Source organism: Paenibacillus sp. FSL R7-0272 (assembly GCF_037969905.1).
In the GTDB taxonomy this organism is placed as follows: domain Bacteria; phylum Bacillota; class Bacilli; order Paenibacillales; family Paenibacillaceae; genus Paenibacillus; species Paenibacillus polysaccharolyticus.
Genome location: NZ_CP150221.1, coordinates 3222576 through 3238416, shown reverse-complemented (window position 1 = coordinate 3238416; position 15841 = coordinate 3222576). Strand labels below are relative to the sequence as shown.

12 protein-coding genes are annotated in these 15841 nt (G+C 44.1%); 3 read left to right on the top strand and 9 right to left on the bottom strand.

Annotation, left to right across the window (positions count from 1 at the left end; genetic code table 11):
• The first annotated feature begins 68 nt into the window (after positions 1-68).
• Positions 69-1396 (top strand): IS3 family transposase gene (locus tag MKY23_RS14300; protein ID WP_260511209.1). Its coding sequence is split into 2 segments (ribosomal slippage): positions 69-438 and positions 438-1396, totalling 1329 coding nucleotides; the frame shifts between segments, so codons are not numbered across the junction.
• A gap of 123 nt (positions 1397-1519) precedes the next feature.
• On the opposite strand, the gene MKY23_RS14295 is transcribed toward MKY23_RS14300, so the two are convergent.
• From MKY23_RS14295 to MKY23_RS14255, 9 genes are all read right to left on the bottom strand, one after another.
• Positions 1520-1867 carry a DUF4260 domain-containing protein gene (locus tag MKY23_RS14295; RefSeq protein ID WP_154984034.1) on the bottom strand — a complete coding sequence of 116 codons (348 nt, stop codon included), beginning with the start codon at positions 1865-1867 and terminating at the stop codon, positions 1520-1522.
• Positions 1864-2523: a TetR/AcrR family transcriptional regulator gene (locus tag MKY23_RS14290; protein ID WP_154984035.1), complete on the bottom strand. Its 660-nt coding sequence runs from the start codon at positions 2521-2523 to the stop codon at positions 1864-1866. The genes MKY23_RS14295 and MKY23_RS14290 overlap by 4 nt, the downstream gene beginning before the upstream one ends.
• Positions 2524-2948: 425 nt before the next feature.
• Complete coding sequence (locus tag MKY23_RS14285; RefSeq protein WP_154984228.1) at positions 2949-3380, bottom strand: DUF3237 family protein; 432 nt, start codon at positions 3378-3380, stop codon at positions 2949-2951.
• Positions 3381-3603: 223 nt separating this feature from the next.
• On the bottom strand, positions 3604-4578 hold the full coding sequence (locus MKY23_RS14280) for a sensor domain-containing diguanylate cyclase (protein WP_154984036.1): 975 nt from the start codon (positions 4576-4578) through the stop codon (positions 3604-3606).
• A 2-nt stretch (positions 4579-4580) separates the two neighbouring features.
• Entirely contained in the window at positions 4581-5207 is a 627-nt protein-coding gene (locus MKY23_RS14275) for a chemotaxis protein CheC (RefSeq protein WP_154984037.1), read from the bottom strand.
• A complete protein-coding gene (locus MKY23_RS14270; protein WP_090915992.1) occupies positions 5197-5571 on the bottom strand; it encodes a response regulator in 375 nt (124 codons plus the stop codon). The genes MKY23_RS14275 and MKY23_RS14270 overlap by 11 nt, the downstream gene beginning before the upstream one ends.
• 356 nt (positions 5572-5927) lie before the next feature.
• Positions 5928-10403, bottom strand: a complete 4476-nt coding sequence (locus MKY23_RS14265) for a carbohydrate binding domain-containing protein (protein ID WP_339839056.1) — start codon at positions 10401-10403, stop codon at positions 5928-5930.
• A 42-nt stretch (positions 10404-10445) separates the two neighbouring features.
• Complete coding sequence (locus MKY23_RS14260) at positions 10446-11324, bottom strand: carbohydrate ABC transporter permease (protein WP_221788779.1); 879 nt, start codon at positions 11322-11324, stop codon at positions 10446-10448.
• A gap of 18 nt (positions 11325-11342) precedes the next feature.
• Positions 11343-12227 (bottom strand): ABC transporter permease subunit, encoded by an 885-nt coding sequence (locus tag MKY23_RS14255; RefSeq protein WP_260510890.1) that lies wholly within the window; start codon positions 12225-12227, stop codon positions 11343-11345.
• A gap of 211 nt (positions 12228-12438) precedes the next feature.
• Here MKY23_RS14255 and MKY23_RS14250 point away from each other — a divergent pair, with 211 nt between their 5' ends.
• Both MKY23_RS14250 and MKY23_RS14245 read left to right on the top strand, forming a co-directional pair.
• Complete coding sequence (locus MKY23_RS14250) at positions 12439-14148, top strand: histidine kinase (protein ID WP_221788775.1); 1710 nt, start codon at positions 12439-12441, stop codon at positions 14146-14148.
• 9 nt (positions 14149-14157) lie between these two features.
• The gene (locus MKY23_RS14245; protein ID WP_090915981.1) at positions 14158-15798 is read left to right on the top strand and encodes a response regulator; all 1641 of its coding nucleotides are present in this window, start codon (positions 14158-14160) and stop codon (positions 15796-15798) included.
• Positions 15799-15841 lie beyond the last annotated feature (43 nt).

Sequence of the window (15841 nt, the reverse complement as noted above, 5' to 3'; positions counted from 1 at the left end):
TTAAAAAAGGTCATCTTGTAGGGTCTTTTTTGTGTACAATGAATAAAAAACGAGCGGTGGTCAAGCAAATGTCAAAAAAACACTTTACAATGCAAGAGCAAGATCAGTTGAGAAGAAATCCCTATGTAAGAAATGTTAGTGCTAAAGCGATTACATACACGGATGCATTCAAAGAACGATTTATTCAACAACATAGTCAAGGTACGCTTCCCAGTGAAATCTTTCAGGAAGCTGGCTTCCCCATTGACGTTTTGGGTGCAACCCGGATTCAAAAGGCTTCCAATCGGTGGCGTACGGCATTTCAGGAACAAGGATCTGCTGGATTAACGGATGGTAGAAAACACGCTTCAGGCCGTCCTCTAAACCGTGAATTAAGTCTTGAAGAAAAATATGCCCGTTTGGAAGCAAAAATGAAATGGCTTGAAGCGGAGAATGAATTCTTAAAAAAGCTCGATCACCTCGAAAGGCAGATGAGAAGAAAAAAATCCAACTCCGTACACGACAAAAATTCGAACTGATTCAACAGATGATGCATACCTGCTCTTTCCAAGGCAAGGTGCATGTTCTTTGTGCTATTGCTGGTGTTTCACGCTCAGGCTACTACCGCTATTGTAGTGAAAGCGCCAGGCTACATCGTCAAAAGCAGGAACAGGACGACCATAAGGTGAAAGCGATCATCCTGAAAGCCTACCATTACCGTAGGAGGAACAAAGGCGCACGTCAAATTAAAATGACGCTCGCACTTGAGTATAACGTCATATACAATCTTAAGCGCATTCGTCGGATCATGCAGAAGTACAACATCGTTTGTCCCATTCGAAAAGCAAATCCAGCACGTCGTATGGCTAAAGCGACGCAAGAGCATCGAACCTGTCCCAACCTGTTAAAGCGAGCCTTTAAGCCAGGAATTGCAGGCAAGGTTCTCTTAACCGACATTACGTACTTAACTTATGGGATAAGCAAACGAGCCTATCTATCAACGATTAAAGATGCCGAGACGAATGAAATATTAGCCTATGAAGTCTCCGCTTCCCTTGGATTGGACATTGCAATGGAGTCGTTGAAACAACTCAAAAAGCATAGGCATCTGACTTCGGATGCCTTGATTCATTCGGATCAAGGATTTCACTATACAAGCCCCAAGTTCCAAAAGCTTGTGAAACAAATGGGGTTCAATCAATCCATGTCACGGCGAGGAAACTGTTGGGACAACGCTCCACAAGAATCCTTCTTTGGGCATTTTAAAGATGAAACCAATTTTAAAACATGCATGACTCTGGAGGAGGTTAAGCAAGAAGTAAAGAGCTACATGATCTACTACAATCATTATCGAGGCCAATGGAACTTAAACAAGCTGCCGCCTGCAAGATACAGACGACAGCTTGAAGCAGCCTAACCTTTTTTAATTTGTCCTTTACAAGGGGTACATTTTAAACATCTCGATGATGTGAGAGACATCCTTTTTCGGGTGTCTATTTTTAAAGTAAAAATACTAATCTATCATAGATACCCTATTAGATTATACACGCTGGAGATGGGTATCCTTAAACTCCGTTTCATATTTCAAACCAAAACCAAACATGCGATCCATACCAATGTGAGCGATCCAGATGAAGCTGATCAACGTCAGAACGTCCATTTTCAACACGTAACCCGCTGCCAAAAATACCATAGGAATAATGTACGTATGTCCCACATTGTAAATCAGTGCGCCCAGCTTATTGTTAGCTACATAGCCAATCATGAACACATCCGGGACGAGAAGCAACAGCAGGAAGAGCCACAAGGAGTAATCATTGTAAAAGTAAATCGTTGTCGCTACTGCGAGCACCAGCAAACCCTCTAATCGAATCCATAATCTAGTCATTTGGTTTGATCTCCTTTGTTTAAATGTAATTTATTTTGATTTTCATGTTCTCCATTGGGAGATTTTATTCCACTTAGCATCCACCCGACGCCCTGAGATACCTGTTCGTGTGAGAGCGGCTGGGCGGACAGCAATACAGGCGATTGTAACGTTAATCCGTCGAACACAGCTTGAATTAAGACTGCTAAGGTTTCTTTTTCACCTTCGTCCAGAGGCAGATCCAACCGATCAATGATTAATCGAATACCCGATTTCATCTCTTGATAGAGCTTTACTAACTCGTGCGCGAGTTTCTCATTACTGACACTTTCCGTCCAGAGACTGATTAACAGTGTAAACCACTCCGGGTTTGTTTTACGAAATTCAACGACGTGTTGCAACGCTTGCTGGAGCAATGCTGCAGGTTGTGCTGACATATCCAATTGTTGCAGTGCTTCCTTCATCCCGCGGTTAATCATCCATTCCCGCACAACTTCCACCAGAAGTGTTTCCTTCGTATAAAAATGGTAGCCGATCAGTCCCTGTGCCACGCCAGCTTTGGCTGCAATTTCTTTCATGGTAGCTTTGGAATAGCCTACCTGACCGAACAATGTAAAGGCCGCTTGTAAAATGGCGTTTCTGCGCTCATCTTGATTTTCGGATTGTTGCTTAGACATTTAATTTCAACTCCAATACTGTTTGGTTGAACAGTCAATTTATGTACTTATCTTAAAACTGTTTGGTCGAACAGTCAACATGTTTTTTGACATTTCAAATTGTATGTTGCTTCCAAATGAATATGTTATACTATACACGTTATATTAATGGTTTATTTTAGGAGGTTTTAAACGTGATGAGCAGTGTGGGATTTCCAGGTATGTTATTTGCAATAGTCTTTCTGATTCTATTGATTATGCTGATTCGAAGAATATTGAAACGATGAGAAAAACAAACTTTATTAACATGGGTTACTTCCGTGAATACATGCTGTTAAACATGAAAAAAGCGTTGTTTGCCATAACAACGCTTTCGAGATATAAAGTGTCTCAACCAATTTTGCAAGATGTGTTCACGCACCGCCGTTCCCTTCAGCGACTTAAACTTATGACTTCACATTGAAAATCTTAATATCTACACCGCCCTCCGCCGGATAACCCTCACCAATAAGCGCATCCACGTTCAAATATGATAACGCCTGACTGTTGGTTATAATTCGAGGTGAGGTGCGAAACAACATGTCACCCTTTACTTCTCCGATATACCCATTATTCTCGATGTAGATCTCACAAGCTTGCCCCGTATAATCTTGTCCCTGTAACATATATCTGGCTGACAAGCTGTGACGTCCTCCCGCTTTTCCAATAATTTGTGTATCCACGCCTCCCTCACGAACGAAGCCTTCGAAACAGGTTCCGGTGACATGTCCTGTAAACATAATCATCACTACTGAGTCTCCCTCTGCGCTCTTTAGCTCAATTGAATTTTCAATCTTAACGTGCACAGTAAACAACTCTTCCATCTCTAGCTTCGTCATCAATCATTGTCATCCTCTCTGTCTGTTATTTCGTGATTCTACCCATGTATTGACACTACCTTACTTCACTTCGTCAGTTACTTAAGGACTCCTGCTAACAAGCGAGCTAATGAACAGCTTCTCTATGAAGCCTAACAAAAAAAGTTGCCAGAATAGCAACTTTGAGAGGTTGAGCATATATTTAATAAGGATTGGAAGCAGACGCTTATAAAAGAACAATATATTACCAGACTTGATCCAGCTCAGGATGAAAGAAGGCATAACCACACTTTCCATTTTTCTTGATTCTGTACATGGCCATATCCGCAAGTTTGAGAAGTTCCGTTGCATCTTGTCCATGCTTTGGAAACAAACTGATGCCAATACTGGCAGACAGATGGATCTCAATGGCATTAACATGAATCGGAGCTTCAAACGCAGCAGTCAAGTTCCTGGCAACGATCTCCGCATCATCATCTTCCTTAAGCTGGTTCAAGATAATGCTGAATTCGTCACCTCCCAGTCTTGCTACGCAATCCGTACTACGAATACTGCCCTTCAATCGACGGGAAACTTCCATTAACACCTGATCACCTATATCATGACCGTAGGTATCATTAATCTGTTTGAACCCGTCCGTATCGATATACATTACTGCAAACCGCGACTCACTTCTTAGCGCATTGCTGACAGCCCATGCAAGACGATCTTTAAAGGCTAAACGATTAGGAAGACCTGTCAAGGAATCATGCAATGAAAGATGTTTGCTGATTTTCTCGGAAACTTTGATCTTGGTATACTCCGTATCCAGTTCCTTAATCAGGTTTTTGAGTTTGTAAACGCGAGTGCTCGTATTGGTTGTGTCGCTAATCTGTAGCAGTGCATAACTGTGATCATTTTCATAAAGGGGTTCAACATGCAGATTTTGTCTGTAAAAACTCTCATCTCCTCCATCCTTCGGAAGGACAAAAGATTTATGTAAAGCGCTGGAGCAGAATCTGCTCTGCCCGTGATACAGCGCATTTTGTATGATGTTCATGTACATATTAGCCTTGAATCTGGGGCAAATCTCGAGCAGGTTTTTACCCAGCACGTCTGCAGCGAGCATACCTGTTAAACGTTCCAACCAGCCGTTCCACACGAGAATTTTCAATTGTTTGTCGACAATCATAATGCCCATTTTGGTTTTGTTCAGCGCCTGTACAATGAGATTATCCATGGTTATCCTCCCAGTAGAGCATTTATCTTATCCAGCAGACTGGAGATGGAATCCATGCTCAATGCAATAACGATAATTCCTTTTATATCTGTATCCGCAAGCAAAAAGGAGGTATGCAACACCAATATGTACACTTCATTCTGAAGCAAAATTTGCGGGTCAGTTCGTGTAACGTGAAGCAGCTCAATATCAGGCAGGACATACTCCAGCTTTATTTCGAGAAAATTTCCGAATTCGCCAATAATGGCATTGAGCAGCACATTGCTGATTTCCTGCAACACATCGAGATCCGTGTCCATTAATAGAGAATCGTTTGCATCCACGTTCTCTGTCAATTCTCCGAGACACATATTCGCTAACACTTTTGCCTGCTCGGCAGGAAACATCAGGAAAGCTTTGCCTTGGAACTGATACCCGAACTGCAACGATGACCGAAAGAGATGGCCTTCCGCAAATAAAATGTTGTACCTACGATCCTCGGGGTCTACTTCTTTAATGGAGATTAGCTCAACCTCGGGGATATTGAGCACAATATGTTTGTCTACAATTTCCGATAACATATTAGCAGCTTGTCCGACGTAAACATTGACAAGTTCAGTAAGCAGATCTTTTTGTAGCTCATTCAGCATAACGTGCCACCTGAATCATTTGGAGCAATGTACCTGCTCTTTCTGCAGTTAAAGGTTTGTTCAGGAATCCTGAAATGCCCAGCTCCTCCACTTCCTCACGGGTAGCCTTCTGAATATCCGCAGACAAAATAATAATTTTGACATTCTGATCATTCTCTCGAATCAAACGCAACATATCCTGACCATTCAGTCCTGGCATCAAAAGATCTGTTGTTATCAAATCAGGTTTGTAATCTTGATAAAGTTGGTAACCGTCTTCTCCGTTGGTGGCCGTTCGAATTTCGCAATCCGGAATATGATCACTAATCAACTTGCTCATCAATTTCTGCACAAAAATCGAGTCTTCCACAATTAATACTTTCATGATTCTACTCAGTCTCCTTGATAAAGTTTTAAGGGCGCAAAGATATCAGGCGCTGTAGACAGTTTCTTGAGAAGGAGCTTCGCGCACAGGTGGAACCCCTTAAAAGTGACTGACGAATAAATTAGGCAAAACAATATAAATTATAGTTACTAGAAAAATAGATTGTCAACAATATTTAAAAATAAATTAAAACGTATTCATTTGTCAATGGAAGGGAAATCCCAAGGATACGTAAAGTAAAAAGGACGAGCAGAGAATCTCTGCTTCGTCACTTCTTGGACTATGTGCTTGATAATCGGTTTACATTTGGAAACATCTCCATTAAAGATCGTTCCTTTACATCTTATAATAACGCTTTATTGTGTCTTCCCCATATTAACCAGATTTACATCAGACAGTGTAATCGTGGTATCGGCTTGCTCAGTACCATCGATCTTACCCATGTCAAACACAATTCGGCTGTTCGCATAACTCGCCTCGGTCGCCTGGAACGTAAACGTAAATTGTTGTTCTTCCGTCGTCAGATTCATTTGATTGCCATAGAATCCAGTCCACTTATAATTTGCAGGAATGTCTACCCATCCAATTCCAACACCCAGCTTGCGTGCTTTATCCGCTTTTGCTTTGAACGTCAGTTTATATGTGTATCCCTGCTGCATGGCAAAGCCTTCCTGAATCAACTGCCGGTCCCATGGATTCTCTCCAACTTGCCCAATCCGAGCCTGCAACTTCTGATTGTCAGCGCTAAGCATCAAGTCTTCCGGCTTATTGCTGGCCGCATACGGGAACCAGCCGTTCGTTCCTTGCGTAAAGTCACCATTTTTGATGAGATTGACATGTACAGGTTGCCCACCCTCGTCTGCACCGGGGTTGACCTCAAACAGCATTACATTCTGAATGGATACCACATGTTCGGCTGCCGGCTCCAGTGAATTACCCAGGCCGAAGTTTAATAAACCCGCCTCATCCGCAGTATCTCCCATCGTAAAGGTATAGGCATATGGCTGTTTCGTTGTGGCCAGTTCAGCTGCCTGCTCCAAATACTTCACATCATCACTTCCCGTTTGTGACACAACCACTTGCATTGGTTTCGGTACTGTAGCCGAAGCATCAAAGCTTAGACGATACGTTTTCCCTGCTTCAAGCGCTAGCTGTCCTTGCTGTAATATAGCATCCCACCAATTCTGGGTTGTACCAGGTACAGTTAAGCTAATGCCTTGGTCGTTACTATATGTCGCCGTAGTGACACTAGCAGGTACCATCCAATCCGATGTTGCTGTACTCAACTCGCCATTCTTTACTATACTACGAGAGATGTCCAGCCAGCGTGTGTTGTACTCGTTTCCTTCAAAATTCACGTAATACGTTGTTCCTGCTTTCAAAGATACCGACGGAAAATATACCGTTTTATATGTTTGCCAGCCGCCAGTATCTCCTAACGTAAGATTAGAACTTGCAACGGTATGGCCTTCTTCATCTTTGACTGTAAAACGTACCTTTGCATCAGCTTTTGCACTTGCCATCCGTGTGGAGAAGGCATATGCACCTTCATTCGCTGCAGTAATTTTGAATTGAAGTAGATCCCCTTCATCCATATAGCTAACATGCTCGCCGCCTTCATCGGAATTCTCAAGCTGTAATCCCTGCATCACGTAAGCATCTGTGGCAGGAATATGAGTATAATTCTGAATCGCTACCGGTTTTCCACGTTTCGTCAGCCGCACATTATCTACATAAAGCTTGCCAGTAGCCCCGCCAAATAAAAGCTTTAATGTAGATGTTGCTGTAGCATCACCTTCTCTGATCACAATTTCACCAGTGTATGTTTTCATATCAGACCCAATCTGAATCTGCTGGCCTTGATTAACTTGCACGTCATGGCCCTCCTCGGTAGATAAACCGATATCCATAACGCCTGTCGTATCTGCCTTGGCATCAAACGAGAACCCGTAGGTCGTGTTACCTTCTAACTTCATACCGGGCTGAACAACAGCTACCTGCTCAGGTTGACCATTTGTTTTCTTCACATCGACAACGAGTTGTCTCTCCATGATCGGGAATTTCAAGAAGTTATTGACGGATACCTGTGCTTCAGCATCGGATTGAATGTCAGTGTTCCAGAAGCCGAGCCGTTGTTTCCCTTGATCAAATGTACCATTGAATACGTAATTCCCATCCGGGAGTGCTTTTCGTTCCACTGGGAGTGGATCAGCCTCCCCAATCTCCGTCAGTCTCACGTTGGTTACCGAAACTTCGCCTTCGTTTAATCCCAGATTAAATTCGAAGCGTGCATTGTTGTCTGAACCATTACGCATATTGAATTCGTATTCATACGGCTGCCAATCAGTTGTGACTGAAAATGCTTTTTCTTCAGAGTAATTCGTCCAGCTTTTCTCAAACTGAGTTACTTTGGAGCGGATAATCCGGTTTGCAGAAGCTTTTGCATCAAACTCGACTTTATATTTTTTGTCTTTCTTGATATACATCGGCATTTGAGTGAGCTGTACCGAATACGTTTCAGTTCCTGCTTTGGCGATCGTTACTTTGGCAACTTTGTCTTTCATCGGATCATCGACAACTTCAACCTTGCCCTCTCCGCCAGCATTTGTAATGAACTTCCAGTCCGCAGGAACACCATTTGCATCTGCACCTTTGGTGAAGCGTTCATTGTAAATCTGGTTACCGTCCGCTTGCGGTGCGCGCTGTTTCTCAGGCTCAATCGGACTGGAAGTCACGTCAGGCCATTGATCCATATTTTTATACGAATACACCCGCACAAAATCCACATTCATCTTCTCGGAAACAAAATCATTCTCCGGTGATCCCGGCCAGTCTCCGCCAACCGCAAGGTTGAGAATGAGATAGAACGGGCGATCAAACGGTGCAGGGAACGTGTAGCTTTCCGGCTGTCCAGCCGCTGTTGTCTGCCAGTTGTTAATCTGATGATGCAGTTTGCCATCTACATAGAACCGGATCATGCCAGGCAACCATTCCACCTGAAAATCATGATATTCATCGGCAAAGGATTCACCTTGCGGCAATGTAAATTTTCCCTGATCATGTCCGTGAGAGCCGTCTGGTTTCTTTGAATCGTAATGGATCGTGCTGTAGATTTCATGATCTTTGTTTTGGCCGCCAATTAGCTCCATAATGTCAATCTCACCGGAAGCAGGCCATCCACCATAATGCGCTTCATCCGTAGGCATCATCCAGATTGCTGGCCACATGCCCTGCTGGATGGGAAGCTTCGCTCTCACAACCACTTTTCCGTACGTCCAGTCGCCCTTCTCTTTCGTAATCAGTTTGCCGGAAGTATAATTTTTACTGCCCTTCTGCTCCCGCTTTGCTTCAATCTGCAACACATTGCGGTTGCCATCCTTCACAATACGTGTATTATTCGGGCTGTAATATTGCAACTCATTGTTGTACACAAGCTCCGTATCTTGAATGGTCCATTTGGATGCATCCACGGAAGGCGCATTGAATTCATCATTCCAGACCATTTCCCACTGCTCATCCGGAATCGTCGTTGCCGGAATTGGTTTTTCACCTGAAGGAGTGCCCGGAACGGATGGTGTCGTTCCTCCTGAATTGGAAGATCCGCCCCCGCCTGAGCTAGAACTACTGCCACCGTTAGAAGTACCTGGTGTAGCAGTGTTTGGTTGCTCGGACTGTCCTGTCCCAGACGTAATGTTATCCTTATATTGCCCTGGTGCAACCGCTTTCCCATTTAGCAATACGTTGGTGGCATCTACGTCCAACAGTTTGATTTTACCTTTGCTCTCAATCATCGTATTACGGGCTTTACTATTTACTTTTAAAGTATTAATTGTACTCTCGGCAGACAATTCAACTGTAGCCTTGCGTTCGACAAATAGCTCTTCAACCTGTGTTGTCCCTGTGATCTTCACATGTACCGGACTCACGTTTTTGTCGACCAGAACTCGATTCAATTTAGAGTTATGAATATCGATCGAGTGGCTTCCTCCGCCCTTCACGATTACACTTCCAGTGACCGTTACTCCGTCGAGCATCACTGTACCTTCTCCGATGGCTTCTGTAAGTAACAAGTTGCCGTTAACTGTTGTATTTTTCAGCGTCACATCGGTTGAGCGAACGATCAGATTGCCATCTACATTGGATTCATAGGTGCCGGGTTTGCTATGAATATCTGCTATCAAAGTAGACATCATCGTAGCAGCTTCTGCTCTCGTAATGTTGGATTCAGGTGTAAGATTTCCATTGTATCCGTTTACAATTTTATTTTTCACAAAGTAGTTCATCGCATTTCTTGCATAGTCGGCTACATCTTTTTCGTCTTTAAATGTAGAATCAAGCGCTTTATTCTCACTGCCTGTCGATAACTGAAACGCACGATCTGCCATCACGACAGCATCCTGCCGGGTAATCGGAAGCTGGGGAGACAGATGTGATGCATCGGTTCCCTGAATAATGCCAGATCCGCTTGCACGTGTAACCGCATCATAATACCAGTCTTTTTCACTAACATCTGTGTATGACGCCGCTCCTGATCCTCCTGCGAATCCGAACACCCGATCAAGCATCACAACAAATTCAGCACGGCTGATACGTTCACTCGGTCTGAATGTGCCATCCGCATAACCTTTGGTTAGCGCCATATCCTGCATACGCATCACAGCATTTTCAGCCCAATGTCCCTTCAAATCTTTGTACGGCGCCCGAAGCAGGCTTGATGCCTGCCCCTGCTCCGTTACCGTTTGTTGCTTCATCTGTTCTGCCCCGACTAATGCCGGAGCTGCTAGTGAAACCATCATGCTTCCTGCTACGAGACAAGCCAACCCTTTTTTCACTCATATTCCTCCCTAGAATGTGTGGTCACTTGCAGGGCAGTACTACTCTTTTACTGCCCCAATGACGATACCTTTAACGAAAAAGCGTTGCAAGAATGGATATATGACCAAGATCGGCAATGCCCCGATGAAAATCTGTGCTGCGCGAACCGTACGCTGGGAAACATTCTCCAGCATGGACGGGTCCACGTTGATTTTACTGAGGTCTTGTTGCACGATAATGGTTTGTAGCAAGGAAGCCAGCGGATAATTTTTGACATCGGACATATAGATCATGCCGTCGAACCAAGAGTTCCACTGACCTACCATGGTAAACAATGACAAGGTTGCAATCGCTGGCATGGACAGCGGTATATAAACCAGCGCGAGCGTTTTAATATGACCTGCCCCATCCAGGTAAGCCGCTTCTTCCAGCTCTTTAGGCAGACCGCGGAAGAAGTTCATCATCAGGATAACATTCCACACGGACAGTGCACCTGGCAGTACCAGCGCCCAGATCGTATCCATCAGACCCAGCTTCTGCACCAGGATGTAACTTGGAATCAGACCTCCGCTGAACAAAATCGTAAATACAAAGAACCAGGTGTAGATCGAGCGGCCTTTGAAATTCAGATCTTCCTTCGACAGCGGAAAAGCTGTCAGAAGCATAATCACCATACCGATTATAGTAGCAATGACTGTTCGTTTAACCGAGACCAGCAAGGAATTAATGAAATTGGAATTACCGAACGTTTTGACATATGCATCTGTCGTAAAGCCAATCGGCCAGAAGCCGACCAGATTGGATGAGGCCGGTGCCATGCTACTGAACGAAACGGCCAAAATATGAATGATGGGCAGAATGCAAAGCAGTGATAAGACGCCCAGGAAAATATAGTTCGCAACGCTGAATATTCGATAGCCTTTTGTTTTGTAATACAAGCCCTTTTCTCCTCTCTACTAGAACACGCGATAATTCGCCAATTTGTAAGCCATGCGATATGAGATAACGATCAGAATGGTTGCCACGACAGATTTGAAAAGTCCTACAGCCGTTGCAAAGCTCATTTTGCCGTTCAGGATACCAAGACGGTATACGAAGGTATCGATGATATCACCTTTGTCATAAACGAGCGGGTTGTACAGGTTGAACACCTGATCGAACCCAGCATTCAAAATGTTTCCGATCGAGAGTGTCATGAGTACGATCGTGATCGGCATCAGGGCAGGAATCGTAATGAACAGCGTTTGCTTGAACCGGTTTGCGCCATCCACTTCCGCAGCTTCGTACAGTGCCGGATTAATACCGGACAGAGAAGCCAGAAATACAATCGTGCCGAAGCCAAATTCTTTCCAGACATCACTAACAATGAGTGTTATCCGAAACCATGTTCCATCCCCCAGGAAAAAGATCGGATCTCCGCCCAGTGCAACGACCAGTTTATTCACCATACCGCCCTGCGGCGAGAGAATATCGAGCAATATTCCGCCCAGGATAACCCATGACAGAAAATGCGGCAGATACACCAGTGTTTGACTGACCCTTTTAAAAGCAGATATACGAACTTCGTTTAACAAAATCGCAAACAGAAATGGAGCAACTAAACCTGCGATAATTTTGAAAAATGCAATCACCAGTGTATTCCAGATGACCTGGCCTACGTCCGGGTATAAAAATAAATACTTGAAATTATCCCAACCTACCCATTTGGATTCGGTAAATCCGAGGTATGGTTTAAAATCCTGGAAAGCAATCACAATCCCGCCCATTGGTATGTATTGAAATACAATTGCCAGCAAAACCGCTGGTACGAGCATCATATGCAAGGACCAATTCCGTTGCATGTTCCAGCGCTGTCTTGCCTTGATGGCACGCCCTTTGCGAGGCGTTTCTAACGTATGTTCCTTCACCCCTACATCCCCCATGTTCTAAAATTTGTATTTTACAAGTGGATATGAACTTGTATATTAAAATTATAGCAACGGTTATTAGCAATCTATATCCTAATATTGCAACAACGATAACAATATTTTAATGAGTTGAGGAGGCCACGCATTGTTCGCTCGTCTGAATGTCTTTACCAAAATTACACTGTTATTTGTAGCATTGCTTGTCCTGGTTTTGTTTCTGTACACCTATTCGAACCGGGAAAGTGTACGGGTGATCGAACACGAAATTCAGAACAATACTATGAATCATTTGTCCACTTTTGCCGATTCTGTAGAATCCAATATCTACCAACTATCTCTCTATGGAATGTCCATTGGGCAAGATTCGAGCATACAGGAATATCAGCGGCCGGATTACACAGATGTGCCTTATGAACGTGTCAAAGTTGGAAGCGCTATTCTTGAAAAGATGAATCTGTATAATGCAGCCAGCAAATGGCATTCCACCATCACCCTTTATTTTCCAAGGTTGCAAAAAGTCATTTCTACGGATTATTATGCTTATATCCCGTATGCGGAGGATGAATTTTCCAAGCCACTTTCGAAATCATGGGCATATAAGCATAATCAATTCGAGTGGTACACGACCGATCCAACGACAGCGATTGACACCCCTGGGAAGTCGAGACTGATTACCAAGATCAGCTTTCCAGTACATCATTTGATCAATATGCTGGATCAGAACAAATTGAATAACAAAGGTGACCCCTTTATGTTCCATCCCGAGTTTGGCTTAATTAGCAACAGTAGTGGAAATGGCACATTGACTGCGATTCAGTCCAAGCTGAAAGAGATGTCGTTGCAGGGAAAAGGCGGATTCACCACGACGCTCGACCGCACAGAATACTATGTTTCGTACATAGAGTCAGGCAGTCTAGGATGGTACTATGTTGACTACGTGCCTATGCAGCAAATTCTAGGGCCGATCACAAATAGTCGCAATCTCTTCTACGCTTCCATAGCCGTTTTAATTGCCATGAGTGTTGTTGTGTTGTATGTGCTGTATCGTAGTGTGCAGCTTCCATTGCTTCAATTGGTGAAGGGAACGAACCGTTTGTCGACCGGAGATTTCTCTGTTCGATTACATCATTCGTCACGTAATGAGTTCAGTTTATTGTTTGCACGATTTAACATCATGGCACAGCGAATTCAGGAGTTGATTGAGAATGTGTACGAAGAACAACTCCGAAGACGTGAGGCCACACTGAAGCAGTTACAATCACAGATTAACCCGCATTTCCTATACAATTGCCTCTTCTACATCAAAAATATGGCGAGGATGAAAAATGAGAAAGCCGTTGTGGCGATGGCTCTTAATTTAGGTGAGTATTATCGATACATCACCAGGTCGGAGAATGATCAGGCCACCATCAAAGAAGAGTTGAACATGGTGAAAAATTACCTGCAAATCCAGGCACTCCGGCTGGAGCGAATGCATTTTACCATCGATGTACCGGACGATATGCTTCATAAAACGTTACCCCGTTTGAGCTTACAACCTATCGTTGAGAACGCTATCATTCATGGCATTGAACCCCGTACAGAAGACGGTCATATCAATATAACGGGTTATCATACGGATGAAATGTGTACGATCACCGTCGAGGACAGCGGGCTGGGTATGACCAAGAATCAGATGCAAGAATTGGTTGATAATCTGAACAAACCGCTTGATGGCAACATGGGATGCGGAACTTGGAATGTTCATCAGCGTTTGTCTTTTTTGTATGGTGAAGATGCGGGTCTAAGCTATGAACATACGCCTGGCGGAGGCGTTAAAGTAAGCATTACATGGTACAACAATATCAATGAGTAGGTGAAGTACATGTTACAGATTTTGTTAGTTGATGATGAACGTTCGGTAGTAGAAACGCTGGCGGAGACCATTCCGTGGGAAAGCTGCGGAATCGGCACTGTACACGAAGCGTTGTCAGGTGCTGTAGCGCTGGAAATTATGGAGAATCATGATATTGATATCGTAATCACTGACATTCGGATGCCGGAGATGTCCGGTATTGAATTAATCACGGCAATTCACGAAAAATGGTCGCATGTGCAGACGATTTTACTCTCGGGCTTTGCCGACTTCGAATACGCCAAACAAGCGATGGCTCAGGAAAGCTTTGATTATTTGCTGAAGCCTGTAAGTGATGAAGATCTGATCGAAACCGTACAGCGACTCGTTGACCGGATCAAGCAAAAATGGGAAGCGGCGGCCTCCTATCAACGTGCCTTACATGCATTCCAGGATAACTTGCCGTTATTGCAATCTACGATGCTTCATGAATTGCTGACAGGAAAAACCTATACCCCCTCCGCACTCGCGGACAAGCTGGAATTACTAAATCTGCCCTACTCGGTAGGTGAGGAGCTGGGCATGCTTGTCATTCGAATGGAAGAGCATCTATCCGAGATGGCTGACCATGATCTTTCACTGATGCAGTATGCCATTAGCAACATTATCAGCGAGGTGACGCAGCACCATTTTCATATGTGGCATACGCGGGATGTCCATGATTATCTGGTTGTACTGGTTAGTGTCAAAAAAGGCGGTATGCATAATGTGAGCAAAGAGGAGAAACCTCAAGCTTTGCTGGAACATTACGCTGCCCAAATTCAGACAAACGTTCAGTTATATTTAAAAGGGGCTATTTCAATCGCAGTCTCTCACTGGGGCAAGTTTCCTAATGAGATCGGAGAGATTTATGAGAGTGCTGTCAGATCCATGCGGAAGCGTATGGGACATGCTCAGGGCTTGTTCATTACGGCATCAGATGATAAGGATGTACATCCCCTTCCTGCCATCCGCTCTCTGTACAAACCCCCAACCTTAATTAGTCTTCTCGAAGCTGGTCGCTTTGACGATGTGGAACAGAAGATTGAGATCATTTTCGAAGAATTGCTCGAATCGGCCCAACATCATGATATCGCGGAAACAACGATTGAGGTTTATCATGCATTGGCTGGAGCCTTTGCTTATATCATCCACAAGAACGGAAAACAGATCTCTTCTGTCCTTCCTGCCGAAACGTATAAATACTTTCAGGCTCCAAGCTATGCTACCGCCCAGCAGTTGAAAGACTGGTCGATCCGCACACTTCATTCCATCAGTGAAGACGCAGAACAGGAGCTTAAGGATAATCACAGCACCATCGTTCGCAGTGTCAAAAGCTTTGTGGATTTGCATCTGGCTTCCGATGTTTCCCTACCGGCTATTGCCGATCATGTCCATCTGCACCCGGTGTATCTTTCCAAAGTGTATAAGGCAGAGACTGGAGAAGCGCTGACAGCCTATGTCTATCGGTTACGGATGGAAAAAGCAGCATACTATTTGCGCTCATCCAGCGCCAAGGTATTCGAAATTGCGGAGCTTGTGGGCTACAACAACACGGCGTATTTTATTCGGGTATTCAAAAAGTTTTACGATCTGACACCGCAGGAATATAGAGAGAATCTGCCGGTGTGAAGCAAAAAGGCCTCGCTGGAATGTTTCCAGCAAGGCCTTTTCT